General features: G+C 58.3%; 33 protein-coding genes and 1 tRNA gene. 18 read left to right on the top strand and 16 right to left on the bottom strand.

The window, feature by feature from the left end; translation table 11 throughout:
- Positions 1-125: 125 nt before the first annotated feature.
- Together mntR and A0U92_RS17815 are read left to right on the top strand one after the other, a co-directional pair.
- Complete coding sequence (gene mntR / locus A0U92_RS11940) at positions 126-608, top strand: manganese-binding transcriptional regulator MntR (RefSeq protein ID WP_077814418.1); 483 nt, start codon at positions 126-128, stop codon at positions 606-608.
- A 41-nt stretch (positions 609-649) separates the two neighbouring features.
- Positions 650-805 (top strand): hypothetical protein, encoded by a 156-nt coding sequence (locus tag A0U92_RS17815; protein WP_187668760.1) that lies wholly within the window; start codon positions 650-652, stop codon positions 803-805.
- A 76-nt stretch (positions 806-881) separates the two neighbouring features.
- Here the strand turns inward: A0U92_RS17815 and A0U92_RS11935 are convergent, their stop codons facing one another.
- A complete protein-coding gene (locus tag A0U92_RS11935) occupies positions 882-1,766 on the bottom strand; it encodes a LysR family transcriptional regulator (RefSeq protein ID WP_077813422.1) in 885 nt (294 codons plus the stop codon).
- An 84-nt stretch (positions 1,767-1,850) separates the two neighbouring features.
- On the bottom strand, positions 1,851-2,813 hold the full coding sequence (gene trxB / locus A0U92_RS11930; RefSeq protein WP_077813421.1) for a thioredoxin-disulfide reductase: 963 nt from the start codon (positions 2,811-2,813) through the stop codon (positions 1,851-1,853).
- Positions 2,814-3,038: 225 nt separating this feature from the next.
- Between trxB and A0U92_RS11925 the strand changes: the two genes are divergently transcribed.
- The 7 genes from A0U92_RS11925 to gshB all read left to right on the top strand — a co-directional run bounded on the left by A0U92_RS11925 (position 3,039) and on the right by gshB (position 10,069).
- Positions 3,039-3,539 carry an Lrp/AsnC family transcriptional regulator gene (locus tag A0U92_RS11925; protein WP_077813420.1) on the top strand — a complete coding sequence of 167 codons (501 nt, stop codon included), beginning with the start codon at positions 3,039-3,041 and terminating at the stop codon, positions 3,537-3,539.
- On the top strand, positions 3,536-4,705 hold the full coding sequence (locus A0U92_RS11920) for a glycosyltransferase family 2 protein (RefSeq protein WP_077813419.1): 1,170 nt from the start codon (positions 3,536-3,538) through the stop codon (positions 4,703-4,705). Before A0U92_RS11925 ends, A0U92_RS11920 begins: the two co-directional genes overlap by 4 nt.
- A gap of 22 nt (positions 4,706-4,727) precedes the next feature.
- Positions 4,728-6,236, top strand: coding sequence for a glycosyltransferase family 39 protein (locus A0U92_RS11915; protein ID WP_236748119.1), 1,509 nt, complete (start codon positions 4,728-4,730; stop codon positions 6,234-6,236).
- 83 nt (positions 6,237-6,319) lie between these two features.
- Positions 6,320-7,558 (top strand): flagellar motor protein MotB, encoded by a 1,239-nt coding sequence (locus tag A0U92_RS11910; RefSeq protein ID WP_149026456.1) that lies wholly within the window; start codon positions 6,320-6,322, stop codon positions 7,556-7,558.
- A gap of 50 nt (positions 7,559-7,608) precedes the next feature.
- Complete coding sequence (motA, locus tag A0U92_RS11905; RefSeq protein WP_077813417.1) at positions 7,609-8,475, top strand: flagellar motor stator protein MotA; 867 nt, start codon at positions 7,609-7,611, stop codon at positions 8,473-8,475.
- Between the two features lie 25 nt (positions 8,476-8,500).
- On the top strand, positions 8,501-9,019 hold the full coding sequence (greB, locus tag A0U92_RS11900; RefSeq protein ID WP_236748118.1) for a transcription elongation factor GreB: 519 nt from the start codon (positions 8,501-8,503) through the stop codon (positions 9,017-9,019).
- A 69-nt stretch (positions 9,020-9,088) separates the two neighbouring features.
- A complete protein-coding gene (gene gshB / locus A0U92_RS11895; protein ID WP_077813415.1) occupies positions 9,089-10,069 on the top strand; it encodes a glutathione synthase in 981 nt (326 codons plus the stop codon).
- Between the two features lie 219 nt (positions 10,070-10,288).
- Here gshB and A0U92_RS17810 read toward each other — a convergent pair whose 3' ends face one another.
- Positions 10,289-10,435 carry a hypothetical protein gene (locus A0U92_RS17810; protein WP_187668759.1) on the bottom strand — a complete coding sequence of 49 codons (147 nt, stop codon included), beginning with the start codon at positions 10,433-10,435 and terminating at the stop codon, positions 10,289-10,291.
- A 104-nt stretch (positions 10,436-10,539) separates the two neighbouring features.
- Between A0U92_RS17810 and A0U92_RS17805 the strand changes: the two genes are divergently transcribed.
- The 5 genes from A0U92_RS17805 (at position 10,540) to A0U92_RS17800 (ending at position 14,112) form a co-directional block, all read left to right on the top strand.
- On the top strand, positions 10,540-10,683 hold the full coding sequence (locus A0U92_RS17805; protein WP_187668758.1) for a hypothetical protein: 144 nt from the start codon (positions 10,540-10,542) through the stop codon (positions 10,681-10,683).
- A 146-nt stretch (positions 10,684-10,829) separates the two neighbouring features.
- Positions 10,830-11,576 (top strand): class I SAM-dependent methyltransferase, encoded by a 747-nt coding sequence (locus A0U92_RS11890; RefSeq protein WP_077813414.1) that lies wholly within the window; start codon positions 10,830-10,832, stop codon positions 11,574-11,576.
- A 105-nt stretch (positions 11,577-11,681) separates the two neighbouring features.
- Positions 11,682-13,022: a heme-copper oxidase family protein gene (locus A0U92_RS11885; RefSeq protein ID WP_149026455.1), complete on the top strand. Its 1,341-nt coding sequence runs from the start codon at positions 11,682-11,684 to the stop codon at positions 13,020-13,022.
- On the top strand, positions 13,019-13,975 hold the full coding sequence (gene cyoE / locus A0U92_RS11880) for a heme o synthase (RefSeq protein WP_077813412.1): 957 nt from the start codon (positions 13,019-13,021) through the stop codon (positions 13,973-13,975). The genes A0U92_RS11885 and cyoE overlap by 4 nt, the downstream gene beginning before the upstream one ends.
- Complete coding sequence (locus A0U92_RS17800; protein ID WP_187668978.1) at positions 13,972-14,112, top strand: hypothetical protein; 141 nt, start codon at positions 13,972-13,974, stop codon at positions 14,110-14,112. The genes cyoE and A0U92_RS17800 overlap by 4 nt, the downstream gene beginning before the upstream one ends.
- A gap of 94 nt (positions 14,113-14,206) precedes the next feature.
- Here the strand turns inward: A0U92_RS17800 and rlmB are convergent, their stop codons facing one another.
- On the bottom strand, positions 14,207-15,073 hold the full coding sequence (gene rlmB, locus A0U92_RS11875; protein ID WP_077814416.1) for a 23S rRNA (guanosine(2251)-2'-O)-methyltransferase RlmB: 867 nt from the start codon (positions 15,071-15,073) through the stop codon (positions 14,207-14,209).
- A gap of 81 nt (positions 15,074-15,154) precedes the next feature.
- On the opposite strand from rlmB, the gene A0U92_RS11870 reads away from it, so the two are divergent.
- A tRNA-Tyr gene (locus tag A0U92_RS11870) sits at positions 15,155-15,240 on the top strand.
- An 88-nt stretch (positions 15,241-15,328) separates the two neighbouring features.
- Here the strand turns inward: A0U92_RS11870 and A0U92_RS11865 are convergent.
- From A0U92_RS11865 to A0U92_RS17795, 11 genes are all read right to left on the bottom strand, one after another.
- Positions 15,329-15,823, bottom strand: coding sequence for a RuvC family protein (locus A0U92_RS11865; RefSeq protein ID WP_077813411.1), 495 nt, complete (start codon positions 15,821-15,823; stop codon positions 15,329-15,331).
- On the bottom strand, positions 15,820-16,542 hold the full coding sequence (locus A0U92_RS11860) for a hypothetical protein (protein WP_077813410.1): 723 nt from the start codon (positions 16,540-16,542) through the stop codon (positions 15,820-15,822). Before A0U92_RS11860 ends, A0U92_RS11865 begins: the two co-directional genes overlap by 4 nt.
- Entirely contained in the window at positions 16,542-16,862 is a 321-nt protein-coding gene (locus A0U92_RS11855; protein WP_077813409.1) for a hypothetical protein, read from the bottom strand. Before A0U92_RS11855 ends, A0U92_RS11860 begins: the two co-directional genes overlap by 1 nt.
- Positions 16,863-16,869: 7 nt before the next feature.
- Complete coding sequence (locus tag A0U92_RS11850; protein ID WP_077813408.1) at positions 16,870-17,643, bottom strand: terminase large subunit domain-containing protein; 774 nt, start codon at positions 17,641-17,643, stop codon at positions 16,870-16,872.
- Positions 17,636-18,265 (bottom strand): hypothetical protein, encoded by a 630-nt coding sequence (locus A0U92_RS11845; RefSeq protein ID WP_236748117.1) that lies wholly within the window; start codon positions 18,263-18,265, stop codon positions 17,636-17,638. Before A0U92_RS11845 ends, A0U92_RS11850 begins: the two co-directional genes overlap by 8 nt.
- Complete coding sequence (locus A0U92_RS11840; RefSeq protein ID WP_077813406.1) at positions 18,229-18,744, bottom strand: hypothetical protein; 516 nt, start codon at positions 18,742-18,744, stop codon at positions 18,229-18,231. The genes A0U92_RS11845 and A0U92_RS11840 overlap by 37 nt, the downstream gene beginning before the upstream one ends.
- Positions 18,744-18,962: a hypothetical protein gene (locus A0U92_RS11835; RefSeq protein ID WP_077813405.1), complete on the bottom strand. Its 219-nt coding sequence runs from the start codon at positions 18,960-18,962 to the stop codon at positions 18,744-18,746. Before A0U92_RS11835 ends, A0U92_RS11840 begins: the two co-directional genes overlap by 1 nt.
- A complete protein-coding gene (locus A0U92_RS11830; RefSeq protein WP_077813404.1) occupies positions 18,959-19,138 on the bottom strand; it encodes a helix-turn-helix transcriptional regulator in 180 nt (59 codons plus the stop codon). The genes A0U92_RS11835 and A0U92_RS11830 overlap by 4 nt, the downstream gene beginning before the upstream one ends.
- A gap of 715 nt (positions 19,139-19,853) precedes the next feature.
- Positions 19,854-20,777, bottom strand: coding sequence for a phage/plasmid primase, P4 family (locus tag A0U92_RS11825; RefSeq protein ID WP_236748116.1), 924 nt, complete (start codon positions 20,775-20,777; stop codon positions 19,854-19,856).
- Positions 20,774-20,977, bottom strand: coding sequence for a hypothetical protein (locus A0U92_RS11820; protein ID WP_236748115.1), 204 nt, complete (start codon positions 20,975-20,977; stop codon positions 20,774-20,776). The genes A0U92_RS11825 and A0U92_RS11820 overlap by 4 nt, the downstream gene beginning before the upstream one ends.
- Positions 20,974-21,144 carry a hypothetical protein gene (locus A0U92_RS17795; protein ID WP_187668757.1) on the bottom strand — a complete coding sequence of 57 codons (171 nt, stop codon included), beginning with the start codon at positions 21,142-21,144 and terminating at the stop codon, positions 20,974-20,976. The genes A0U92_RS11820 and A0U92_RS17795 overlap by 4 nt, the downstream gene beginning before the upstream one ends.
- Positions 21,145-21,752: 608 nt before the next feature.
- Here A0U92_RS17795 and A0U92_RS17790 point away from each other — a divergent pair.
- From A0U92_RS17790 to A0U92_RS11805, 3 genes are all read left to right on the top strand, one after another.
- Positions 21,753-22,046, top strand: a complete 294-nt coding sequence (locus A0U92_RS17790) for a hypothetical protein (RefSeq protein ID WP_187668756.1) — start codon at positions 21,753-21,755, stop codon at positions 22,044-22,046.
- Between the two features lie 223 nt (positions 22,047-22,269).
- Positions 22,270-22,824: a hypothetical protein gene (locus tag A0U92_RS18325; protein WP_236748114.1), complete on the top strand. Its 555-nt coding sequence runs from the start codon at positions 22,270-22,272 to the stop codon at positions 22,822-22,824.
- A 6-nt stretch (positions 22,825-22,830) separates the two neighbouring features.
- Entirely contained in the window at positions 22,831-23,025 is a 195-nt protein-coding gene (locus tag A0U92_RS11805) for a hypothetical protein (RefSeq protein ID WP_077813403.1), read from the top strand.
- Between the two features lie 14 nt (positions 23,026-23,039).
- Here A0U92_RS11805 and A0U92_RS11800 read toward each other — a convergent pair whose 3' ends face one another.
- Entirely contained in the window at positions 23,040-24,257 is a 1,218-nt protein-coding gene (locus A0U92_RS11800; protein WP_077813402.1) for a tyrosine-type recombinase/integrase, read from the bottom strand.
- Positions 24,258-24,656 lie beyond the last annotated feature (399 nt).

The raw sequence follows: 24,656 nt of genomic DNA, 5'->3' as shown, positions 1-24,656 counted from the left end.
TCTCTATTATTAAAACAAATGACTAAGATATATGCAATATGCTATATTATGGGTCAGGGAAAGCTGGATCACACATGAGGAATGATCTATTCCATCCGGAATAATCATCCGGGAAAGTCGTGATCTTGAAGTCGCCACGCATACAGAAAACACTGCCTTCCTTGCCGGATCCGACCGCGCAGTCAGAGAGCTTCCGGGCCAATCGGGAAGCGCGGCGCAAGGTTCTGGTAGAAGACTATGTGGAACTGATTTCCGACCTTCTGGAGGAATCGCGGGAGGCCAGACAGGTCGATATTGCGGCGCGTCTGGGAGTGTCGCAGCCGACCGTCGCCAAGATGCTGGCGCGGCTCGTGGCGGATGGTTTCGTTGTGCAAAAACCGTATCGCGGCGTTTTCCTCACCGGAGCAGGGCAGAAAATTGCGGAAGAGGCGAGGAGCCGGCACCGGATCGTCGAAGCGTTTCTGCGGGCGCTTGGCGTGAGTGAGGACAGTGTGGTGGTCGATGCCGAGGGTATTGAGCATTATGTCGGGGATGAAACCCTTGCCGCTTTCAAGCGGGCGATTGATGGTGGATTACACGACTTCATCAATCGACTTGCGAACAAATAAATGCCTCGAGTTTCCACGCAATTCAGGAAGGTTTCCGTGCCATGTCCATGCTGATTGTCTGTCTTGTCGGCTGGGTCATGTGTGTCGCTGTGTCTTATGGCGCCCCGCATTATGCCCCGGCCGGAGAAACCATTGCCATCTGTCTGGGGCTGGTGGGTCTGCTCGCGGGCGCCATTACGGTCTTTGAAGAGCCCTGATACCGGCGTTTAAGACAGAAAAGGCGGGTATCATGACAATACCCGCCTGAAAAACCTCAGAAACTGGAAGCGGCGTTCAGGAACGCAACCCCAGTTCGCTGGTCAGGAAGTCGCGGAAGACGGCGACACGCTTCGAACTGCGTAATTCTTCCGGGTAGACAAAGAAAGCCTCTACCTTGGGGGAATCGACATTGGGAAGCACCTTGATCAGGTCCGGATATTCCGCGACGGCGTAGCCCGGAACCGACCCGATGCCGAGACCGGCGGAGATGGCATCCGCCATGGCGACCATGCTGTTGACTTCCAGTCGGGCCGTGCGCCGCGCGCCTTCCGGCAGCCCGGCTTCCAGCAGCCAGTTCACATGCGGAACCGGCGGGTGATAGCCGCCGAACGCCACGAGGTTGTGACTGGAAAGGTCTTCAAGCGAGGTGGGCTGGCCAAACTGCTCAATATAGCGCGGAGAGGCGAAGACAGAGAGCGGGAAGTCCGCAAGGTGTCTCTGGATGAGGTCCGGCTGGCGCGGCGCGTGCATTCTGACGGCGACATCGGCTTCACGCATGCCCAGATCGAGGTCATTGTCCTCAAGGATCAGCGTGATGGAAATATCCGGGTTATGCGTCATGAAGCGATGAAGGCGCGGCATCAGCCAGCAGCTTCCAAAGCCGGTGGTCGTGGTGACGCGAAGGCGTCCTGCGGCCTTCTCCTTGCTTTCTGTCAGAAGTGTCTGGGTCATCTCCAGTTTGGAGAAGACTTCCCTGACAGTGTGATTCAGCGTCTCACCCTGCTCGGTCAGGATAAGACCACGGGCGTGACGGTGAAAAAGTGGTACCTGGAGAACCTCCTCCAGTGCTGAAATCTGACGTGAAACGGCAGACTGGCTGAGGTTGAGCACGTCACCCGCATGGGTAAACGACCCGGCTTCCGCAACCGCATGGAATATCCTGAGTTTGTCCCAGTCCACCCCGATCTCCCTTGTCTGGTTTGAGGCACATCGTCTGATCTGATGTGCCTACATGGTTTTTGGTGAAGGAAATCCTTCAGATGGTCAAGTATTCTGTCCTGATTCCGAAACGAGTCCGCCCAGATGCCTTTCGGCGTCAAGAGCGGCCATGCAACCTGTCCCAGCCGCTGTGACGGCCTGACGGTAGATCTTGTCCTGCACATCGCCCGCCGCAAAGACGCCCGGCACAGACGTGCGGGTCGTGCCCGGTTCCGTTACGACATAGCCTTCCGCATCCAGCATCAGCTGGTCGTGGAAGAGAGCGGTGTTCGGAGAATGTCCAATGGCGATGAATACGCCTTCGACTTCCAGCGTGCTCATGGTTTCGTTCAGAGTGTTGAGCAGTTTCACGCCCTCGACCGTCGCCGGATTGCCCGTGCTGAGGATCTCGCTCACGACCGAATTCCAGATAACGGACACTTTCGGATTGGCCTCCAGGCGGTCCTGAAGAATTTTCTCGGCGCGTAGCGAGTCGCGCCGATGGATCAGCGTAACGTGGGACGCGTGGTGCGTGAGGTAGAGCGCTTCCTCGACCGCCGTGTTGCCGCCACCGATGACCGCGACCTTTTTGCCGCGGAAGAAGAAGCCGTCGCAGGTGGCGCAGGCGGAAACACCGGCGCCTTGAAGAGCCTTTTCAGAAGGCAGCCCGAGCCACTTCGCCTGCGCGCCGGTCGCAATGATGACGCTGCGGGCGAGATAGACGTCGCCACCATCGAGCGTGATGCGGAAAGGCGAGCCGTTTCTGAAATCAACTTCAGTAACAAGATCGTGGACAATCTGCGTCCCGACATGCTCGGCCTGCGCCGCCATCTGTTCCATCAGCCACGGTCCCTGAATGGCGGTCGCGAAGCCGGGATAATTTTCCACCTCGGTGGTGATCATCAACTGGCCGCCGGGCTGCATGCCGGCGACAAGAACGGGCTTGAGATTCGCGCGGGCCGCGTAGATGGCGGCGGTGTAACCGGCCGGCCCTGCGCCAATGATCAGGAGATCAGTGGTTTTTGTCATGGTGCGCGACGCCTTTCGCTTTCGTCCTGTCATCCGGCACGGTCTGGAGAAAGTGCCCTGTTCCTGCATCCATCGTGTTGCCCGATGGAACTGATTGAGGAGCGATATGGTCCTGTTTTCCGCCTGGGGCAAGCGCCGGCGGAAAGCTTCTGATGCAGGACTGGCAGACGCTAAAGGGTTTTGGACAGATGACGGGGTTCGTCCTATATGCACGCGAGGTCGCGGATGGAGAGGCTGGTGACGGAAGCGGAGCTCGATGCGGTGGATCGGCTGATTATTGTCGAACTGCAGGCGGACGGACGCATGACAAATGTGGAACTCGCCCGTCGAGTGGGTATTTCCGCGCCTCCCTGTCTTCGTCGCGTGCGGCGGCTGGAAGAAATCGGCGTCATCAAGGGATATCATGCCGAAGTCGACGCCAACTCGCTTGGCTGGCCCATCACGCTGTTCGCCCTGATCGGCCTCGACAGTCAGAAAGAAACAGTTCTGTCACAGTTCGAGGCCATGGTGTCGTCATGGCCTGAGGCTGTCGAATGCCACATGATGCGTGGCAGCACCGACTTTCTGGTCCGGATGGTTGCACGGAACACGACGCAGGAGAATGAAATGACCCGCCGCCTGACAGAGGCTCCTCACGTGGTGCGCGTGCAGACTCTCCAGACAATCCGTACGACCCTTTCGCGTTTTCCGTCACCGGAAGGGGCGGCGGACGGCAAACTGCCGTGACCACTCTCGTCCTGCCGGATCAGTTGTCACGAACCGCCACCGCCACCTCCACCTTCACCGCTGTTGAAGACATGCGTGCAGGAAGTCCCGAGATCACGGTTGTGGTGCCCTGCTACCGGGAAGCGCCGAATGTGCGGCCTCTGGTGGACGCGCTCACGCAGGCTCTGGCCGGACGCGACTGGGAAGTTGTTTTTGTCGATGACAATTCTCCTGACGGCACCATTGAGGCTGTCAGGGAGCTTGCGCGCAGCAACTGGCGTGTGCGGGGCATCTCCCGCATCGGGCGGCGTGGGCTGTCAACGGCCGTGATCGAAGGCGCACTGTCTTCCTCCGCGACCTATATCGCCGTGATGGATGGCGATCTTCAGCATGATGAAACCCGGCTGGGAGTCATGCTCGACGCGCTTGCAGGCGGACATTGTGATATTGCTGTCGGGAGCAGGCATGTCGCGGGTGGCGATAACAGTGGTCTTGCCAATGTGTGGCGACATGCCCTGTCCAACGGCGGCATCACGCTGGCGCAGATGATCCTGCCGGTGAAGCTGGGTGATCCGATGAGCGGATTTTTCGCCCTGCGCCGGGATCTGTTCGTGCGTACGGCCCCGCGTCTGTCCGGAGCGGGTTTCAAGATCCTCATGGACCTGGTTCTGTCCGCACCTGAAAAAGTGCGTGTGGAAGAGATTCCCTGCACGTTCAAGCCGCGCCTTGCCGGAGAGAGCAAGCTCGACATCCTTGTCATGCTCCAGTTCCTCGGGCTGATGCTCGACAAGCTGTTTCATGGCTGGCTGCCGATGCGTTTTCTGGTCTTTGCGTTTGTCGGCCTGATCGGCATCATCGTGAACATCGCCATCATGAATGTGCTGCGTCTGTCTGGCACCGACTTTTCAGTCGCCCAGACGGTGGGCACCTTCGCCGCCATGCTGGTCAATTTCTGGCTCGACAATACGCTGACCTATCGTGACCGCAGGCTCAGGGGTATCCGGCTGTACGGTGGCCTGTTGGTGTTTCTTGTCGTGTGTTCGGCAGGCGCATGGGCCAATATCGGTATTGCGCAACTCTTCCGTGATGATGGCCAGACTTTCGACCGGGCAAGCGCCACCGGGGCGGTGATCGGTGTCGTCTGGAATTATGCGGTGTCCTCGACGTTGATCTGGCGCAGGAAGTGACGCATCCGTCAGGAATGCGGCGGTGAGTCTGCGCCCTGCGCGGAGTGCGCTGGCCCGATTCCTGAAAGTTCCCATGACGCGTCCACTGATGTGTCTGGTGGCGCTGACGGTCGTGCGTCTGCTGCTTGCAGCCTGCCTGCCGGTTACCCCCGATGAAGCCTATTACTGGATCTGGTCGCATACTCTTCAGGCCAGTTATCTGGACCATCCACCGATGGTGGCGTGGTGGATTTACATCAGCACGCTGATCTGCGGCGATACCGGCCTTGGTATCAGGCTGACAGCCCCGATCGCAGCGGCGGTCGGCACCATTCTGGCCGTTCTGGCCTGCCGGGACTTTCAGACTGTCCTGTTACGGGACAGGCCGCTGGTACGGATGTTGGATCCGGTAGCTGCCGGAATCCTGCTCAATGCCACGCTGGCGCTCGGCGTTGGGGCGACCCTGATGACCCCCGACACGCCGCTGCTCTTTTTCATGGCCCTGTTTCTCCGGGCTGCGGCGCGACTGGTGCGGACCGGCGATCTTCGCTGGTGGGTGCTGCTTGGTGTCAGCGCCGGCCTTGGATTCGACAGTAAATACACCATGATCCTGCCAGTCGCCGGACTGGGTCTGTGGTGCCTGCTGTCTTCAGTGCGGCGAAAGCAGTTGCTCACCCCATGGCCGTGGTCCGGATTGGGCATAGGCGCAGCGCTGACCGCCCCGGTGGTCTGGTGGAATGCCACGCATGGCTGGGCCAGTTTTGTCCGGCAGGGCGGTCGCACGGGCGACTGGCATCCGGCGAGTGCTCCCGGGTATCTCGGCGAACTGCTGGCCGGGCAGTTCGGATTGCTGACGCCGGGCGTTTTTCTGCTGGCCGGGATGGCGCTTGTTGCTGCGTTTCGCAGACGCACCGACGTTGACCGGTTGTTGCTGTGTCTGACGTGCGTGCCGGGAGCTGTGTTTCTTCAGCACGCTCTGGGCGATCGCGTGCAGCCGAACTGGCCCGTGCTGATCTATCCGGCTCTTATGTGCCTGATCGGTGTGCAGGCTGAACGCAGGTGGAAAGGGGCTGTCCGCCTCGGATACGCGCTGTGGGGACTGCTGGTGTGTCAGGCGGCGACAGGGTTTCTGCCATTGAACAGGCATTTTGACGTTGCCTTGCGGCAGGGTGGCGGTTGGACGACTTTTTCCGAAAATATTGCGCTGCGCTCTCAGGAGGCCGCATTTATCGCCTCTGACGAATATGGCCTTGCGTCGGAACTGGCCTTCAGCCTGCCCAACCGTGTGGTGCTCGGCGCTGAGCCGCGCTGGACGCTGTTTGATCTGCCTGTCTGGTCCTGCAGGGCAGGTTGGGGCCTGCTTGTGCGGAACGGGCGTCGCTCCTTTCCCCCCGGCAGCCCCTGGGCGACTCTCGCAAAACCGGTCGGGACCATCGTGCGTTCGCGCGGAGGGCGTGAAGCCGAGCGGTATGATCTTTACCAGATCCCTTGCCCGATACCGCCGGAGCCTGCGGGCTGGTTGCGGAAACTCCCCGGTGCAGGGCGTGGCTGAAACGGCAATGTAACGCCATCACGTCCTTGTTAAGCGTGTTTTAAGCCGCTTCCTCCAGCATGGCCTGGCGGTTGGAGAGGCAGATGCCACGTAAAAACGGGGATAACAAAGCGCGAATCATAGTCGTCAAGCGTGGCGGCGGAGGTGCGGCGGGTCATCATGGCGGCGCATGGAAGATCGCTTACGCGGATTTCGTGACCGCCATGATGGCGTTCTTTCTTGTGATGTGGCTGATCAACGCCACTACGGAACAGCGCCGGCGGGGCATTGCCAATTTCTTCAATCCGATGGCCACCACCGGGGATGCCGCAGCGCAGACAACGAGTGGTCCGGGGCGCTCATCTTCCGTCGTGCAGGGCGACGCGGATAATGCCGGACATGCGACCGGTTCCGAGATGACTGGAGAACAGGCCTCCCAGCAGGCGCAGGCGTCCGAGAAGTTGCAGGTTTCTCAGAACGCGAAGAATGCGATTCTGCCGCCGGGCGCACTGACTCTCAGTAAAAAAGACAAGAATGCTACGGCGGAAGGCATGGGAGCCGGTATTTCCATTGTTGTCGGCAATGAGAATTCCGGCACAGGCACTGACGCCCGCACACGTGGCGTTTTCGCTGTACCCAATCCGGCGTTTCCTGATCGAAGTATAGGAAAAATAGTGACGCTGCCTCCTGATCTTCCTCGTATCGTACCGATTGGTGGCGAGAAGAGCGGAGCGGCTACGTCTATTGGTGATGGCGAAAATTCCGCGGCACAAAAGGAAGAAGCGGATCTTCAGGCGGACCGGAAGCAGATCGAGCAGGCGCTGGCGCAGGACCCGTCTACGGCACAGTTGAAGTCGCAGATCTCGGTCGATGTGCTTCCTGTCGGGCTGCGTATCCAGCTCGCGGAGAGCGATCGTAACCCCATGTTCGATACGGGCTCTGCGCGCCTGAACGAGCGGGCGACCCGCCTGCTGCAAAAGATCGCACCGTATCTGACGGCGATGCCGCAGAATCTTTCAATCTACGGTTACACCGATGGCGCTCTTTACAAGAAAAAGGGTGCTTCCAACTGGACATTATCCGCGGCGCGGGCGGATTCGGCTCGTGAAGTCCTGTCGGCTGCGGGTTTCCCTGAACAGCGGCTGGCTGAAGTTGTCGGACGCGCGGCGCACGATCTGGCGGATGCGGATGACCCGGCCTCGGCGGTGAACAGGCGCGTGGTCCTCGTGCTGCATCGGGAACATGAAGTGAAATTGCCTGATGATGCCTCTCCCCTGACAGGAAGCGGTGATCAGCCGAAGTCTGCCGCAGACGCGGCAACCCAGGCGCCGAATACACAGTGAAGACAAGTGGCGCGGCGCAATTGTCCGGCCTTGAAACGAGGATAGACTAGATGTTGCTAATCGGTGGGCTGGTGTTTCTGCTGCTCTGTGTGTTCGGGTCGTTTGCCGCATCGGGTGGCGCGATCGGGCCGCTTGTCAAATCCATGCCGTTCGAGCTTATTACGATTCTTGGTGCGGGTATCGGCACGTTTGCCATGGCCAATTCGATGGCGGATATAAAGCATGTGCCCGGCGCATTGAAGACGGCAGTCAAGGGACCGTCTTTTGGTCGTCAGGACTATATTGATCTTCTCGGGTTGCTGTTTTTCTTTGCGCGGCTGGCCCAGACACAGGGTGTGATGGCGCTTGAGTCGCATATCGAAACGCCAATGGAGAGCACGGCTTTTGCCGCCTATCCCAAAATTCGGGACAATAACCGGGTCCGCAATCTGATCTGTGATTATCTGCGCATGATCAGCATGAACATGGATGACGCCTTTCAGTTCGATGAAGTCATGTCCCGTGAACTGACAAAGAATCTCAAGGAAGACACTCATGTGGCGCACGGTCTGCAGACGCTGGCGGATGGTCTGCCTGCGCTTGGCATTGTTGCCGCCGTGCTTGGTGTCATCAAGACCATGGGATCAATCAGCAAGCCACCGGAAGTTCTGGGTGAAATGATTGCCGGCGCGCTGGTTGGTACCTTTCTTGGAGTTCTGCTGGCTTATGGTATGGTTGGTCCGTTGGCCGGTCGTATCCAGAGTGTTGTGGAAGAGGACGCGCATTATTATGACCTGATCAGGGTCGTGTTTGTCGCCTATCTGCAGGGCAACCCGGCACAGGTCAGTGTTGAGATCGGCCGGAAGGATATACCGATGCATCTGATGCCGAGTTTCCAGGAGATCGATACCGCGATCAATGAACTCTCCATCGGATAAGACCGATGAACAGGTTTGGGACCGCGTGGCGCAACAAAGTGAAAAAACTGACAGAAACGGGGATCTCGCCCGTTACATAACGCCTGGCGGTTTACGCACGATGCGGGATGAACTCTCGCATCTGATGCGTGTCGAACGGCCTTCTGTAGTGGAAATTGTTTCATGGGCCGCCGGAAACGGTGACCGCTCTGAAAATGGCGACTACATTTACGGCAAGAAGCGGCTGCGTGAGATTGATCGCCGCATCCGCTTTCTGACCAAGCGGGTGGAGACGGCCATCGAGGTCGATCCCGCGCAGCAGGTACGTCGTGACCGGGTGTTTTTCGGTGCGACGGTGACTTATGCCGATGTGGATGACCGGGAAACGACGGTCACCATTGTCGGAGCGGACGAAGCTATCTCTGAAAAACGCGAAATCACCTTGCTGGCCCCTGTCGCCCGGGCGCTCCTCGGGCGGGTGGTTGGAGATGAGATTACGCTGCATACCCCGCGAGGTACGGATCTGATCGAAATCATAGCCATCACCTATCCCTCACCCCTGTAAATCCGGAAGCGTTTTGCTTGGGAAGGGAAGTGCTTTAAGAGTTTCGCTCTGGAAAAGGAGTTTGGGCTGATGCGTTCTGGGCTTGATGTTGCTGTGCAGATGGATCCTCTCGAGGAGGTCGATATCAATGGTGATTCGACATTTGCCATGATGCTGGAAGCTCAGGCCCGGGGACACCGCCTTTTCGTATACGGCGTGGACTCTCTGGCGCTGCTGGAGGGCGGGCATGGTGAGAAAACCCGCCTGACGGCTTCGGTGCGGCCTGTCACGGTGCGGCGCGAAAAAGGTAACCACGCGACGTTCGGGGATGCTGAGCGAAGTGATCTGGCTGAAATGGATGTGATCCTCATGCGGCAGGATCCGCCGTTTGACATGGCCTATATCACCGCGACTCATCTGCTTGAGCACGTTCACGGTGTGGGGCCCGGCAAGGCGCTGGTGGTCAATGATCCGCGTTCCGTGCGGGATTCCCCGGAGAAGCTGCTCGTTACACATTATCCCGAACTCATGCCGCCGACCTTGGTGACGTGGGATGTCGGCGAAATCCATGCGTTCCGAAAGAAGTGGAAAGACATCATTGTCAAACCGCTCTTCGGGAATGGCGGCAGTGGTGTCTTCCGTATTCGTGAGGACGATCAGAACCTGAATGCGCTTCTTGAGATGCATTTCGCCCGTTCAAGAGAGCCTCTGATGATTCAGCGTTATGAAGCCGCAGTGAGGAAAGGCGACAAGCGGATTATTCTTGCTGATGGCAAACCGATTGGAGCCATCAACCGCGTGCCCGCTGAAGGTGAGGCACGATCCAACATGCATGTTGGCGGTGTGGCGCAGCGCGTGGAACTGACGCCTCGCGATGTCGAAATCTGCGACGCCATCGGGCCGATGCTGAAAGAGCGTGGGCTGATTTTTGTGGGAATCGACGTGATTGGTGACTGGCTGACGGAAATCAACGTGACGTCACCAACGGGTCTTCAGGAGCTTGAGCGGTTTGACGGCATCAATCCGGCAGGATTGCTGTGGGATTGCATCGAGAGCCGTCTGTCGGCCTGACGCTGCTCTCAGGACCGATGGACTCTGCTGTCAGATGGCAACGTCTGATTATAGAAATATTTTGTGAAATATCAGAGTGGGGCGGCAACTTGTGCTGCCTTCTTGAGTGTTGAGGTCCTGGTTTTCAGGGGCAGACTGGTCTCCTACACTGCGGTGGATGGTGGCTGTTCTGTTTCTCAATAAAGGCCAAAGTCTCGCGGAATGCAGGCTGAACGACAGTCAGGAGTTGTTTTTCTCCTTGTCGACCCGGCGAAGGCGCTCAAGGTCAAACTTGTTGTCCAGCCACATGTAAATGGCCTGCCGCCACCGCACGATGAGCATTCCCGACCAGATGACAATGCAGACGATGATCAGGAAAATATTCAAGTTTTCTCTCCGGTAGCGTCGTGCGTTGCCATCCATTATGCCGCAATATCGCAGCCTTGTACATCAGGCGGAAACATCTTTGACATGATAACATTAAGAGAAAGATGTCATTGAAAAAAGGTATTCTGGACAATCCTGAGCATGGCCGGGATGCGGAAAGCACGGCTTGTGGTCGTTATTCAGGCTCTGGCGTGAGTGAACTGGACCATTTGTCGCACGGAAAAGACCTTCGGAACGGCGCGAAATGAGGTTTGCCCATGACATCTTTGTTCCGTGGGCTTGGTCGTTGCCGTCTCGTGTGGCAGTGTGTCGCCACAATACTGAGCACGACCGTGTTTTTACGATGCCCTGGTCGTGTCTCAATGTTCAACCATTGGGCAGCAGATAGGGCGTAATGAGCGAAGTCTTGCAGGATGTCCGCAGTGAAACGGCGGAAGGCGTCTCCCATACGGAGGAAAATCACGGGCCTCGTGTGGCGCTCGATGCAGATGCTGTAAGGGCTGCATATCGGCGTTGGGCTGGAGTCTATGACGCCGTATTCGGTGGCATTTCGGCTTTCGGGCGAAAAAGAGCGGTTGCAGCGGTGAATCGGCTGCCTGGCTCACGGGTTCTGGAAGTCGGTGTCGGAACCGGTCTTGCACTGCCGCACTATACGGCAAGCAAGCGGATTACCGGTATCGACCTTTCCTCCGATATGCTGGCCCGGGCGCGTGAACGCGTGCGCCGTGACCATCTCAGCAATGTTGATGCGCTGCTGGAAATGGACGCCGAGGAAACGCGTTTCGCCGATGATTCCTTCGATATCGCCGTGGCGATGTTCGTGGCCTCTGTTGTGCCTCATCCGCGCAAACTGCTGACCGAACTGAAACGGGTGGTCCGTCCGGGCGGGTATATCCTGTTCGTGAATCATTTTCTGGCCCCGACCGGTGTGCGCGGCGTGATCGAACGTGGTATGGCCCGGGCTTCCCACTCCCTTGGCTGGCACCCTGATTTTGCCATGGAAGCCCTTCTTCCACCGGAAGATCTGGCCCGTGCGCGGATTGAGCCCGTTCCTCCCGCCGGATTATTCACACTGGTCACGCTGGAGCATGAAGTCGCTGTGGCGGAGGTGCTGAAGCGTCGGGAAAAGGTCGTCGCCTGATCGGTTGGCCTGTACTGGCGCGCACTGCAAGCAGGTCTGTGTGCCGCCGGGCGGGTAGCAGGGCGCTTTTGATTAACGGGAGTTTCCGTTAGTCTGATCAGGTTAGTGCCATTGACGGTCGGCGTGCCGGCCGTTGCCGCCTATAATAAAAGCCTTGATGAACGAGAGACGTGGACGCCGATGGCTGTTGTGACACCTGCCCAAACTCAAGCGGTCAGCCGTCGTAGCAGACTGTCTCCCTATGCTCCTGCTACCGGTTATCTGGCGCTGTCAGTGGCGGTAGGTGGATTGGCCGGAGCCACGGCTCTCGCCGCCCAGCTTCATCTTTTGCCAGCAGGATTTGAAGCAAGAATGGCGGGATTTCATCCCAGCGCCATGCTGCTGTTTGTCGGTATTCCGGCTTTTCTTGGCGCTTTTGGTCGACTTTTTCTTACACATGATCTGATGAGGGGCGGGGTGAAAGCTCTTCCCTGGCTTGATGGCGCCGCGCTTGCCGCCATGCTGATGGCGTTGCTGATGTTCCTGAGCGGCGCTGCACATGCCGAACTGTCCGGCATGTGCCTGTGGAGTCTCGGGGCTGTCCTCATGTCAGCGTCGACAGTGGCGATCATTTGTGATTCGCGCGCCGGAGCAGGTCTCATCGCGCCCCGAGGGCAGGAGCGGGTGAGCGGTCTTGTGCCTTTTTCCCTTTTCGTCTGGACGCAGCTTTGCGCCGCTCTTGGTCTGTTGCTGACCGCGCCGGTGCTGGCGGCGGGAGCGACCCGGGAGCTTCTTGGCGCATCTGGTGTGATGCCGCGCTTTGAGATGCCTGCAACCCTGATTGTGCTGGTCGCAGCATTCGGTCTGGCGGCCAGAGTGTTTGATACAATCGCTCCGGTCGGACAGAAGCTGAAGGCGATGGCTGTCGCCATTATCGCCACGGTGGCGATTGGCGGTCCCGTGCTTTGGGGGCGTATGGCGTTCGTACATGCGAACCCGGCTTCCGTGCAGCAGGCGGGAACCATCTTGGCTGCTGTCGCGGCGATCACTTTCACAGGGATCTGGATTCGCGCCCTGTGGCGGCAGACCGTGACGCTGCGAGTGGCTCTGGATGTGCCAGTGTTGTGGGTATCAGGCTTTTTCGTGCTGCTTGCTGCTGGCTGGATGGGTTCGGGGGTGCATACGGCGGTTCTGAATGGCGCTGTGTTCGTCCTGTTCGGCGGTTTTTACGCATGGCTGAACGAAGAGACGAAGGGGCGCTACTCCCGGATTTTTGCCAGAGTGCAGTTTGGCCTCATGTTTTTTGGTGTTCTGGCCTCTGAGAGCAACACGGGTCTGGGGCAGGCGCTTGGTGGTGCGGCAATGGCGATTTCGCTCTGGGTGCTGGCTTTTGTGCTGTTGAGTGTCCTGAGTGCAGGCCGGAAAGCGGCCTCCGGTCACGTCGTCATGCGGGAGATTCGTCGATGAGCGGTGCGACTGCTGAAGCGCGTCCTGCCCGCGTTCGTTTTGACGCAGCTCGTGTTGGAACGAATGCGAAAGACTGGGTGCAGTTGCTCAAGCCGCGAGTGATTTCCCTTGTGGTGTTTACGGGTGCTGCCGGTCTTTATATGGCCCCCGGTCACATGAATCCGTTTATGGCCGCGATCAGTATCCTGTGTATCTGCCTTGCCTCCGGTGCGGCGGGCGCCATCAACATGTGGTACGATCGCGATATCGACATCATCATGCAGCGGACAGCGACGCGCCCGATTCCGGGTGGTCGTATTCCTGCTGATGAGACGTTGGCTTACGGGCTGGGGCTGTCGGTTTTCTCGGTGATCCTGATGTGGCTGGCGACGAACACGCTGGCTGCCGGGATTCTGGCGTTCTCCATCTTTTTCTATGCCGTGATCTATACGATGTGGCTGAAGCGCTCGACGCCGCAGAACATCGTCATTGGTGGTGCAGCGGGCGCCTTTCCGCCGATGATCGGCTGGGCCGCTGCGACCGGCTCGATGGATGTGATGCCGGTGGTGATGTTCTCCATCGTATTTCTGTGGACCCCTCCGCATTTCTGGTCGCTCTCGCTCTACGCCTGCAAGGATTACGGGCGAGCGGGTATTCCCATGCTGCCGGTGGTGAAGGGCGCGCGTTACACGCGCTGGAATATTCTGGCCTACACCATCATTCTGCTGGCCGTGTCGCTGGTGCCGTCCTTCATGCATCTGAGCGGGATGCTCTATACGGCGACTGCGCTGCTGCTTGGCCTCGGGTTTATCGCCTGCGCCGTTCGTGTGCTTCTGGAAAAGCAGGACGCAAATGGCGTCAGCCTGGATGGAGACAAGGCCGCACGGGTCTCGTTCCGTTTCTCGCTGGCCTATCTGTTTCTGCTGTTCTGTGGCCTGCTGGCTGACCACGCCCTGACATGGTGGATAGCATGATGACCGTGCCGACTGATCTGACTGAAGTGGAACAGGGTGAACTGCTCCGTCGCCAGCGCGGACGGGTCATCAGTCTTGTCGGTTTTACGCTGGCAATGGTACTGATTGTCTATGTGGTGGCGTTGATCCGTTTGTAAGGAACCGCCGGTCGGGATCAAAGGGACCGCGTCCCTTTGTGGGGCGTAGGGCAAAGCCCCTAAAACGACCACCCCACTGAGCTGCAAGCCTTTTTCAGCCTGCTCTCACCAGTTCATACAGCCCGATTGCCGCCGCCACGGAGACATTGAGGCTCTCCATTGTGCCCGGCATGTGAAGGCCGGCGATCTCGTCACAGTTTTCGCGAGTAAGGCGGCGCAGACCATCGCCTTCCGAGCCAAGAACCAGAGCCGCGCGACGGCCCTGAAGGCTGCTGCCCTCAAGCCGTCCTCCGCCTGCATCGAGTCCGACAACCCAGCAGTCATTCTGCTTCAGGGTTTCCAGACAACGGGCCAGATTCACCACACGCACCAGTGGCACAACCTCCAGAGCGCCAGAAGCGGCCTTGGCCAGAGCCGGGCCTTCTTCCGGTGCGTTGCGATCCTGCATCACCACGCAGGACACACCGAATGCAGCAGCCGAACGCAGAATCGCGCCGACATTACGGGGATCGGTTACCTGATCGAGCACGAGGACCGGTCCCGGACGCTCAAGAGCATCCTCGATGGCCACGCCTTCCAACGGCTCCACCAGCACGGCGACCCCCTGATGCACGGCTTCAGCGCCGAGCAGTGCGGTGAAGCGGGCCTTGTCTCCACGCTCGACGTAAGCGGGCAGGGGGACAGACAGACGCTGCGTGAAATCGTCCTGAGCCTCGGCGGAGAGCAGAACACGCTGAACCGTGCGGTGTGGATTCTCCAGAGCGGCCTGGCAGGCATGGACGCCTGCGATCCAGTAGGGACCGCCGGGTTTTTGCCGGTTCTTTCCGTGGGGACGCGGGCCGCTACGGCGGGCTTCACCGGTGTCACGGGAATCGGCCCGAGGCGGTCGGGAGGACTGATGGGGGGACTGTCGAGGTGTGCGCATGGGGCTGCTATACGACGGGTTGCGTGCCGTCGTCATCAGGTCTGATGACAGGAATGGAAGAGAAACCGCCAAACCGGTTGACAGACAGCGTGAACACCCTTAATTCGTCGGCCCAACGGAAGGGTGCCCGAGTGGCTAAAGGGGGCGGACTGTAAATCCGCTGGCGTACGCCTACGTTGGTTCGAATCCAACCCCTTCCACCATCCATATTACATTTAACGAACAAAATCAGTGGCTTATTGCCCCATACAGAACTCCGTCCTGCATGTTGTCCCTCTTAGGGGCAGACATTCAGAGCGCTGTTCTGAGGCTTTGGGAGCCGAGTCGGCAGGCATAAACCCCAATCAGCGCCGCCTCTGCCCGCCCGTCATCCTTCACACGCTTGAACTGGTCGGCTGCGGTCGGGAAAAGCTGCATCGCCCTGGCACGCGCCCCGCCCTTGTCGGCAGGGCATCCGGTCGCCTTCTTCCAGACGGCTGGCGTCACGGTGGACAGAGGCTTGCCAAGGGCAGCAGCCACGCCCTCGATGACGCCAACGCCACGACCGAACGCAAAAGCCCCCACGGCACCCTCGCCCGGTCTGGTCGAGACCTTCTCAAGCCATATCTCCGCCGGGTCATGCGCCCGCAGCATCGTCGCCAGTAGCGGAGCCGACACGACGTTGCGCTGCTTCTTCCCAACTGTGACGGCCACGGTCGGCATGTCGAAGATCTCGATCAGGTCGCCGGCATTGGAAAGGATGGCGACGGCCCCGCTGTTGCCGGGGTCGATTGTGGCGATGGTCATCGGCCCATACTCCACTGCACGGGTTGGCGCGGACGGATGCGTTGCTCGCCACCCCAGACCGCCAACGCCGTGGCCAGTACGAGATCGTCGTGGATGCCTTCACGCCACGCTTCCATCGTCTCGTTCCCGTGCGCCGTTTTCTTCACTCTGAAGCCCTGCAATTCAGATTTCAGAGCTTCAGACGCGCTGGCTTGCGATGTGAGTTCGAGACGGTCCTCGGCAAAGGCAATATCCAGCGCGGACGCCAGCACCGATTTCGGCACATTCGCCTCACGGGGGTTCGGTTTGTTCACCTTCGCGCCGCCTGTGATCGACACGCCGACAAGCGCCAGCCCCATTTCACGCATGGTATCGACAACCGGAGCCCCGACGCCCGTGCGGTCCACGAACAGCGCGGGCGGAACAGGAGCCGCCGGAAGCTGTCCCATGACATTGCGTACCGATCTGGCGATATCGGGATAGGACGTGCCACGGGGGTAACGATGCACGTTGCGGATACGGTAGCGCCACGTCACCCGGCGCTGCACGATCTGGGCAAGCGGCTCGAATTGCAATTTCTGCCAGCGTTGACGCTCGCAGAGAAAAACTTCCGCCACACAGATGGCCGTAAAATCCTGCGACTTTCCGAGATCGAGCCCGATGGAATACCCATCCAGATGACCCTCGGTGATGACGCGGCGATCTTCGACGACTTTGTGGCCTGGTGAGATCACTCCCATCAGAAATGTGAGCCATGGCTGGGGTGCATGTTGCCCCACTGGTCGCACGGCACACCCGGACGTGTGAAATCTTCATGCCCGGTCACGTTGACCACGGCATAGCCAGTCTCAGGCACATGGCTCCCTGAAGGTACCGGCTTGTCGGGAACCCCCTCGATCCCCTGAAAGGGGTGTCTGTCCGACGCATTGGTTCTCACGACTTTCACGGTCACCCTATCCCTGACCAGAGCCCACGAAGTGCCTTTCATGAGAATGGCCGCCATCGTCAGAAGGGGGGGATCATCGGAAACAGAAGCGATCTGATCTGCAATATCTGCCATTGTGGCCTCAGAAATTAAGTTCGAGCAGAGGCACGTCGCGGGAGAACGCCCGCTCGATGGCCTCATCGGAAAAGAACTGGTCGTCAGCCTCGACAAACCGGCACATGAACTCCTGAGCAAACTTGTGCGGCCCGTATTCGGATTTCATGTCTTCGAGATAGTCAGGGCTGATGCGAGGCACCTGAAGAGCGTTGACACTCTCCCGCTGCCACTTTGGATCTCCACCAGCCCAGGCATGATAGAAATGTCCGCGCTTGCCGTTGGGCGTGCTCATCAGCACCAGCCGTCCGTTACTGGTCGCCAGCATCGGCAGGAAAGCCTCATACAGGCTGTCGTGAACGAACGCGGCCTCATCTTCCACGATCAGGTTCGGGGTGGAATAGCCACGGATGCTGTCACCGTCACCCGGCAGACTGACAATTCGGGAACCATTGGCGAGCTTCAGTTCAGTCGCCGCTTCCTTCACCAGGCGCGGCGGTCCTTCCATCGTGTTGATGTGACCGTAAATCTTGGCGAGCAGTTCCGAACTCTGGCGCTGGGCTTTGGAGAAAAGCAGGATCAGGGAATTGGGCTGATACATGCCCGTATGAAGTCCCAGCACGGCGGTTGTGCTGGTTTTGCCCGCCTGCCGGGTACAGTTGAGCAGAATGCGGTTGCTGGTCGAGTTCAGGACGCTTCCCTGCCATGGGTCAGGGGTGAATCCCAGGCGCTCACGGGCGAACAGCACGGGGTCGAGACCGTGCCGGATGTCGCGAGCCATGTCCTGCGCCAGATCAGGCATCGATCACCTGTCCGAGCGCCTGCACCACGGCGGCCCGCGCCTCCGGGAACGGAGTCAGTGCGGACAGGATACTCCCCTGCACGACCGTCCAGCCAGGCGCGTTGACGATATTGATCTGCACGCCAGCGCGGGAGCCTTCACCCGTCACACGGGCCTGACTGTCCAGCACGCCACGGGCTTCACGGATGGCGGCGATGGCATCCTTCAGCTTGCCAGCCTTCTCCGCCCGGTCGAGCAGCGCCATGGCGCGGCCACGTAGCTCTTCAAGCTGGGCGACAATACCGAGAGTCGGCTCGATCTCATCGGACGTAAGCCCGGTCGCCTTTCCCACCCGGGGGAGAAGATGGTCTGTGTAATGTCTCTGAAGGGAGCGGGCCGTGACGCCGGGGAACGCCTCCGCAACCGAGGCGCAGGAGGTGTCCGGGTTGATGAGAGCCCGGTCGATCTCCCGTGCCAGAGGGTGGGTGCAGATGCTGCACGAACGCCCTCTTTTGGCCGCTGTTCTTTTCGTCGCGCCGGTCGCCGGAACGGCATTTTCGCCGGTAATTTCGTCCGACGTTTCAGAGGCGTTTTCGACGGGTGATTTCACTCGACGATCCAGACCTGATTCTGCTCCAGCCATGCCGCTGCAATGTCATCCTGAAAGGTCTTCAGGCTGTCCTTGTCAGTATCAGTCAGCAGATGGGCCGGACGCACGCTCAGGCGGCTTTTGGACCCTACTTCAAGACGGATGCCGCGTTGCGAGAACTCGTTGAGCAGACGCCGGGCGATCTGCTGCGGTGTGGCGGCAGGCTGCGGAGCAGGTGCAAGGGCCACCGTGGCTTCACGGCCAATGTCCTGATGCGGCATGTCCCGCCAACGGATGCACTCCTGCCTCACACGTTCCACCTCGGCGCGGATGTGCTTCTTATGACGGCGATCTTCAGGACTGTTCGGGTTTGCCCCTGTGTCGTTGTAGCGGCTGGCAGCGTGCCGAGCCTGCATGACCATGCCGTCCAGCTTCTGCCACGGCACACCGTTACGACTGCGGGCGGCAGTGTGGGCTTCAAGCATCTCTTCAACCAGCATGCCAATCGGCTTTTCTTCAGTCATTGTCGGCATTACATCGGACTCCGCCTGTGATATCCCATCTCTTTCAGGCGCGCTTCGTATTCGGCTTTCGTGGCCGTCAGGGCATCGAACGGAGCCGGGAATGCGGCGGGATAACGCTGTTTCAGGTCCGCAATCTGCCCCACTGGCGGCAGGTCGGAGCGAACGCATTGCAGGAGGGCGGTGTCTTTCAGTCCGGCCTGTGTGGCCAGTTGTTCAAGCGTACTCACTGGCTACGCTCCTCTGTTGTTCGGGAACGCACCCATTCAGTCAGGGCCGCCTCGGGCCAGAGGCGCTTGCGCCTTCCCGGCACGATTGAAGGTGGAGCCTTGCCCTCCTTCAGCATCCGACGAAGGGTCACAGCACTGACACCAATTCGGCGTGCTGCGGTCTCCGTGTTCAGCATGACAGAAGTGTCTGGGGACGTATTCATGAGTGCCACAATACAATAAAAGAATACGAAAGAGTATATTCTTCTGCAATTACTAAACTACCACACAGACATGCGCTGATATGCAGAGATACGCCGGGATAATATGGACGAATATCACAAATTATTGCAAATATACCAGAATGCGTATTTCAGGGCCGATTTGACGGCAAACGTGCCACGAAGGTTCGATTTGCGGTTTGGTGTGACATTAAGAGGGACACAAAGAGGGGTTATACTGTTTAACGTCTTACGTTCTGGCTGTTTTCAGGGGATTTTTCGGTCAAGTTCGGAGCATAGAATAGAAACCGAACTTCTGTTTCCGTCCGATCTGGAGTGAATGTCCGACAAGTATTCGGCTGGCCATTGGTTGGATCTTTCAAGGGCGGAAAAACTACTGACTTCCCGGCAGTCCTCACTTCTCACATCTGATGAGCGGGCTGCATCTCCGTAACGGAGATCCTGCTTCCAATTTCCGCCACCGTGGCAACAATTTAGCTGACCATCTCAGGCACCTTTACGGCGCGCGCGCAGGTACGCGTTCAGTCGATTTTTGAGGGGTTAAGGGTATATCCGCCATCTCAAATCCCACCTCTCGGAATACGAGGGTGATAGGGTGTGATAGGGTAAAACTGTTATTGCTCATGTGCGCGCGTGTGGGCAGTTATACATAGAACCCTATCATACCCTATCACCTGTAACGATCATCCCATTGTGCCTGATCGTGTTCCTTGGGTTTCAAACCGATCCCCCGAACCGATTGCCCTGTCTTTTTGTGTCGATGATACCGAACCCCGTCTGTCCGCTCCAACAGCCCCCTGAGCCGCTTGTTATCGGGTTCATGCTCACCATTCTGCCGCGACCAGTCCTGGAAGTCCTTCAGCAGCATGGAGGGTTTCGTCTCAAGTCCCGGATCAAGAATGCACCGTTCGGCAAGCCACTGTCCGAAACTGTCCTGAGCCTCGAAGTATTCGTCCGTTGCCTCACGCACGACCTTTGGACGCGGCAATCCGCTTGCCTGCCATTTCAGACATCCCTCGATCATCCATTGCAGGATTGCAGGCCATTCATCGACCAGTTTCTGCTCCAGTTCCCGATCTGGGTTTTTGGGCTTGTGAATGAACGGCACCATATTGAGCCGTCGCCGCATGGCATCATCGACGTTCTTCAGCTCCGGTTTGTGATTGCCGACAATGGTCAGCTTGAAGTGCGGCACGAACGTGAAGTTGTCCTGTCGCATGAAACGGGCGGTTATCGGATCACCACCCGTCATCTGCTTGATCCGCGCTTCCGCCCAGGCACGTCCTTCTTCCGTCTCCGAGGCCGTTACCAGTCGCGCACCCCGAAGCATGGCAAGGTCGGTCTCCTTATCCAATGCTTCACGCATCCATTGCGCCCGGTCTGCCATCCTGCACGCCAGCCAATGCACGGCGCGGCCTTCTGTGATCTCGGGCGGGAAGCCGTCTCTATCGGGGTGGGTGATCTGTACAAACAGGTCCGCCATCTGCTGCATTTCATCCAGAAGGACGGACGGCGACCGCATATTCATGACGACATCGCGTTCTTCTTCCGTCAGGTCTGTGATGGTCTTGGGAGGTGTCTGCTTCGCGCTCATGAGCATGCCCCCGCGATCTGCTGCCGCATGATCTCAGCCCCCTCCTCGATTTCACCGAGGAGCCAGAAGATCGCCTCTCTATGACAGCTCTGGTCCAGCAGCGGGCGGGAATGGATCGTTTTCAGAAGGTCCACGATCATCCCGATATGCTCTCGGTTGGTCATGGCATCGTCCAGGCGCTTTGCTTCGGCGTTGTTCATCGCACGACCTCCACTGCATAGGCATGGCCGGTCGTGACAGGATCAGACGATCCCAGTCCAACTATGGACAGCGCGATGAGAAATGAAACGAGGACAGCCGCCAGAATGTTGGCGCGTGTTTCCTCTGCCCACTGGGGCGCGGGTGTGATATGGGCGTGATCAGCCATGTCCGAAACTCCGGTTCGGTTGTGGTTAGGCCGGGTGTGGGAGATTCCACCTTCCCATCCGGCTGATACGTATCTACCGTATCTCACCTGCCCCGTCAACAGAATTGACGTATGATACGTATTTACCGTATTATAGAGATATGGAACGAAAACCTACCCGCTTCGAGCTACGCCTCCCCCCTCATTTAGAGGATGAAATAGATAACTGGCGACGTGGCGTTTCAGATCTTCCCTCCAGAGCTGAAGCCGCTCGTCGAATGATCGAATTAGGGCTAGCCTGTTACCGCGTGGCAGAGGCCAAAGAGGGTACAGCTGAATATGATCAAGCTTATTCAGCTAGGTATGCTGCATTCCTTAAAGCCCGGAATGGGGGATAACCGTCCAGGCTATCCGTTACCGACCCATACTCCTACCCATCCGACTACCACCTTGCCACCCATCTGCTACCCATGCGGTCACCCATCTGCCACCCAGGCAAAAGACGGCCCTTCATAGACCATTGCACCGTTAGTGCGGGTGGCTCTGCGACGCGGCGCTATCGATCTCCAGCAGAGCGTGATACTGAAAACGCATCACTCATCTGCATGCCGGGTCGCCCGGAAAATTTGATGAAGCACGATGAGTTCCGTGAGGGCGTGTCATTCTGGACAGCTTCCGGTGAATGGCGCTGCACAGACGTGGGCCGCCGCACCATCATAGCCATTCAGCTTGAACCCCAGTTGGACCCCTCCTGGTTCAAGGGGCCGCCCTACGCCGTTGGCGAGTCGGTATTCGACGAATATGATCTGGAAGGCTGCTATCCAAGTGAGGCTGCCCTGCTGGCTGATATAGGGGGTGCCGTCCTGTCACAGCGTAGTGCCGATGAGCTGCTGTGTTTTTATAAGCCGAATGACGACGTGTGAGACTTGTGCACGCACGAGTTCATAGCTCTACACAGTGTGCAAAAGATCTATGGAGGGGGTGAATCGTCCCTCCATGCCGTAGAGCATCGCCTTCACACGGCGGGGGTCACAGGCACGAACAGGAAAGCACTGTGTTCGGGCCGGAAGGAGCCGGAGGTTCGAGCATCGAGTTCATTACTGAGAATGGGATTGCACACATGAAATTGCGGAAAGACGACATAAAATGAGTATTCCAATATCATTTTTAGATGCTCTGTCAGAATTGGCGGGTGTTTTCGGGATTTACAAACAGGAAACTGGACACGACGCGGTGCTTGTTGGGGGCGCGGCGACAGTCCTGTATACAGCGGGCGTTTTCAGTTCCGGTGACTTCGATTTTATTGTTATTGATGACGCATTATTTGAAAAAGCAATGCTTCGGAGTGGATTCATCAAAGAAGATCGACAAGGTCGGCTCCGAATGGGCTATTATCACCCAATGCACCCCCAGTATGGATTTCAGGCTGTTTCTGGAGCCTTGTTTGACGGAAGGGCTGATAGACGACGGCTTGTTGCCGTTTCAGTGCGGGATGGGCGCACAATCACACTCCCGGCTATTGAAGATATTATTGCTGACCGTCTTGGGCAGCATGGTGTTGCTTCACCATCCGATACATCCCGTCTTGAGCAGGCAAAACTCATGTTTCTTTTGGCCGCAAAAATTGATATTAATTACTTGCGGAAGCGAATTGAGGAGGAAGGTGGAGACATCAGCCTTCTTCCCACAAGAAGCGAGTGAGGCCAAATGCTACACCTTGAAGACATGCTGTGTGACATTGAAGCCAGAAAGGTGGCTCTTGGTTTGGTTGATACTCCTGAGCGCATAGACGCCCTCAGGAACAAGGGGGGGCTCCGTACGGAAGCCAAAAGAGAGTTGCTCCGCAGAATGGCTGAGCGCGCTCGTGAGGCCGGAAAAGAGCCTGTCCGCGCCTATTACTGATCACAAAGCGTTCCTCATGTGTGAGGAATAACGCTGTTTCCAGACCTGTTATACCACTCCACCATCATCTCCCGCCGCTTCTCGAACAGATCCCCGCGTCGATAAGCGGCTTCCACCTTGTTGCTGATGGCGTGCGCCAGCGCCATCTCGGCCACTTCGCTGGGGTAGTCTGTCTCTTCGGCAGCCCAGTCGCGGAACGTGGAACGCAGGCCATGCACGGTGACGTCCTTCGTGCCAGCCGCGATGTGAAGCGCCTTGGACAGCGCCACGTCTGACAGTGGCTTCCCCCGTTTCTGTCCGGGAAACACCAGATTTCCAGCATGTTCATCGCGGAGAGGCAGCACTTCCTGCAGGACGGCCACAGCGCCTTCTGACAGCGGCACTCGATGCTCCTTCCCCATCTTCATCCGGTGTGCCGGAATAATCCACACGCGGCCTTGCAGGTCGATCTCCGACCATGTGGCATTGCGGACCTCACCAGACCGGGCCGCAGTCAGGCAGGTGAAGCGTACGGCCTTCGCTGCCACGCCCTGCGATTCAGTCAGTGCAGCCATCACACGCCCGATATCTTTTCGATCGATGGCGGCGAAGTGGCCGCTCTTCATCACCTTGGACGGTGGAGCGAGTATGGCGGACAGATGTCCTCTCCATCGGGCCGGGTTCTCTCCGGTCCGCCAGCCCTGTGCGCGGGCGTAATCGAGGATCCGTTCGATGCGTCCCCGGACCCGTGTGGCGGTCTCGGTGCGGTCGGTCCAGATTGGCCTGAGGACCGCTTCAATGTCTGCCGTGTCGATCAGCTTGACCGGCTTCTCCCCGCAGATGGCATAGACATACTGTTCCAGTGAACTGGTCCAGACCGACTCAGCCCGCGGATCGCGCCAGCCAGGTTTCTGTGACTCGATATATTGGCCGGCCACGGCGCGGAAGCCGATAGTGGTGTCGCTTTTACGGTTGGCATCGTCACTGCGGCGCTGTTCGAGCGGGTCCAGCCGCTGATTGACCAGACGTCTGCTCTCGGCTGCCAGCGTCCGGGCTTCAGCCAGAGACACATCATAAGCCGAGCCGAGGCTCATCTCCCGACGCTTGTCTGTGATTGGGGACTTGTATCGGAACGTCCATATCCGGGAGGCTCCCCGGACGACCAGCCAGAGGTTGCCGCCATCTGCAAGATCGCCGTCCTTATGAGCGGCTACTTGGCGAGTTGTCAGGCGGTGTGGTGCGAGCCGACTCATAACCGTGCGTGTCCCTTTTCGTGTCCCTCTTAAAACCTGCGTTTAGCAGAGTATCGGTGAGAAGTACAGAGAAAGGTAACTCTATAACATTCTGTATTTTATAACGATTCGTGATGCTACCTGACATGCCGTGAGAAGTTATTTCGAATCCAACCCCTTCCACCATATTTCCTTAAAATGTTATGCGCTTTCAGATGATCTACAGGCTATCAGCCTGAGTTTCCTTCCGTGATGCGGGTTCTGGAAGTCTGATGGCAGCAACGGGTCCACCCAGCTTATATTTCGGCAACAAAGCGCAGGACGTATGCGCCTGATTCCCGTTTTATGACTCAAGGCAGGTCAGGATCACAGCGGGTGTCTCTCTTTGTGGGAGTGGGAATAAAGTCCCGCATGGCATCC

Source organism: Acetobacter aceti, from assembly GCF_002005445.1.
GTDB classification, from domain to species: Bacteria; Pseudomonadota; Alphaproteobacteria; order Acetobacterales; family Acetobacteraceae; genus Acetobacter; species Acetobacter aceti_B.
This window is presented reverse-complemented; position numbering and strand designations above follow the sequence as displayed.

Bases quoted from the DNA above. Each gene is read 5' to 3' on its own strand.
- A0U92_RS17815 (WP_187668760.1), top strand. From the start codon at position 650: ATGTCCATGCTGATTGTCTGTCTTGTCGGCTGGGTCATGTGTGTCGCT.
- trxB (WP_077813421.1), bottom strand. From the start codon at position 2,813: ATGACAAAAACCACTGATCTCCTGATCATTGGCGCAGGGCCGGCCGGT.
- A0U92_RS11925 (WP_077813420.1), top strand. From the start codon at position 3,039: ATGGAGAGGCTGGTGACGGAAGCGGAGCTCGATGCGGTGGATCGGCTG.
- A0U92_RS11910 (WP_149026456.1), top strand. From the start codon at position 6,320: ATGCCACGTAAAAACGGGGATAACAAAGCGCGAATCATAGTCGTCAAG.
- motA (WP_077813417.1), top strand. From the start codon at position 7,609: ATGTTGCTAATCGGTGGGCTGGTGTTTCTGCTGCTCTGTGTGTTCGGG.
- gshB (WP_077813415.1), top strand. From the start codon at position 9,089: ATGCGTTCTGGGCTTGATGTTGCTGTGCAGATGGATCCTCTCGAGGAG.
- A0U92_RS17805 (WP_187668758.1), top strand. From the start codon at position 10,540: ATGTCATTGAAAAAAGGTATTCTGGACAATCCTGAGCATGGCCGGGAT.
- A0U92_RS11890 (WP_077813414.1), top strand. From the start codon at position 10,830: ATGAGCGAAGTCTTGCAGGATGTCCGCAGTGAAACGGCGGAAGGCGTC.
- cyoE (WP_077813412.1), top strand. From the start codon at position 13,019: ATGAGCGGTGCGACTGCTGAAGCGCGTCCTGCCCGCGTTCGTTTTGAC.
- A0U92_RS17800 (WP_187668978.1), top strand. From the start codon at position 13,972: ATGATGACCGTGCCGACTGATCTGACTGAAGTGGAACAGGGTGAACTG.
- rlmB (WP_077814416.1), bottom strand. From the start codon at position 15,073: ATGACGACGGCACGCAACCCGTCGTATAGCAGCCCCATGCGCACACCT.
- A0U92_RS11865 (WP_077813411.1), bottom strand. From the start codon at position 15,823: ATGACCATCGCCACAATCGACCCCGGCAACAGCGGGGCCGTCGCCATC.
- A0U92_RS11860 (WP_077813410.1), bottom strand. From the start codon at position 16,542: ATGGGAGTGATCTCACCAGGCCACAAAGTCGTCGAAGATCGCCGCGTC.
- A0U92_RS11855 (WP_077813409.1), bottom strand. From the start codon at position 16,862: ATGGCAGATATTGCAGATCAGATCGCTTCTGTTTCCGATGATCCCCCC.
- A0U92_RS11850 (WP_077813408.1), bottom strand. From the start codon at position 17,643: ATGCCTGATCTGGCGCAGGACATGGCTCGCGACATCCGGCACGGTCTC.
- A0U92_RS11845 (WP_236748117.1), bottom strand. From the start codon at position 18,265: ATGGCTGGAGCAGAATCAGGTCTGGATCGTCGAGTGAAATCACCCGTC.
- A0U92_RS11840 (WP_077813406.1), bottom strand. From the start codon at position 18,744: ATGCCGACAATGACTGAAGAAAAGCCGATTGGCATGCTGGTTGAAGAG.
- A0U92_RS11830 (WP_077813404.1), bottom strand. From the start codon at position 19,138: ATGCTGAACACGGAGACCGCAGCACGCCGAATTGGTGTCAGTGCTGTG.
- A0U92_RS11825 (WP_236748116.1), bottom strand. From the start codon at position 20,777: ATGAGCGCGAAGCAGACACCTCCCAAGACCATCACAGACCTGACGGAA.
- A0U92_RS11820 (WP_236748115.1), bottom strand. From the start codon at position 20,977: ATGAACAACGCCGAAGCAAAGCGCCTGGACGATGCCATGACCAACCGA.
- A0U92_RS17795 (WP_187668757.1), bottom strand. From the start codon at position 21,144: ATGGCTGATCACGCCCATATCACACCCGCGCCCCAGTGGGCAGAGGAA.
- A0U92_RS17790 (WP_187668756.1), top strand. From the start codon at position 21,753: ATGAAGCACGATGAGTTCCGTGAGGGCGTGTCATTCTGGACAGCTTCC.
- A0U92_RS18325 (WP_236748114.1), top strand. From the start codon at position 22,270: ATGAGTATTCCAATATCATTTTTAGATGCTCTGTCAGAATTGGCGGGT.
- A0U92_RS11805 (WP_077813403.1), top strand. From the start codon at position 22,831: ATGCTACACCTTGAAGACATGCTGTGTGACATTGAAGCCAGAAAGGTG.
- A0U92_RS11800 (WP_077813402.1), bottom strand. From the start codon at position 24,257: ATGAGTCGGCTCGCACCACACCGCCTGACAACTCGCCAAGTAGCCGCT.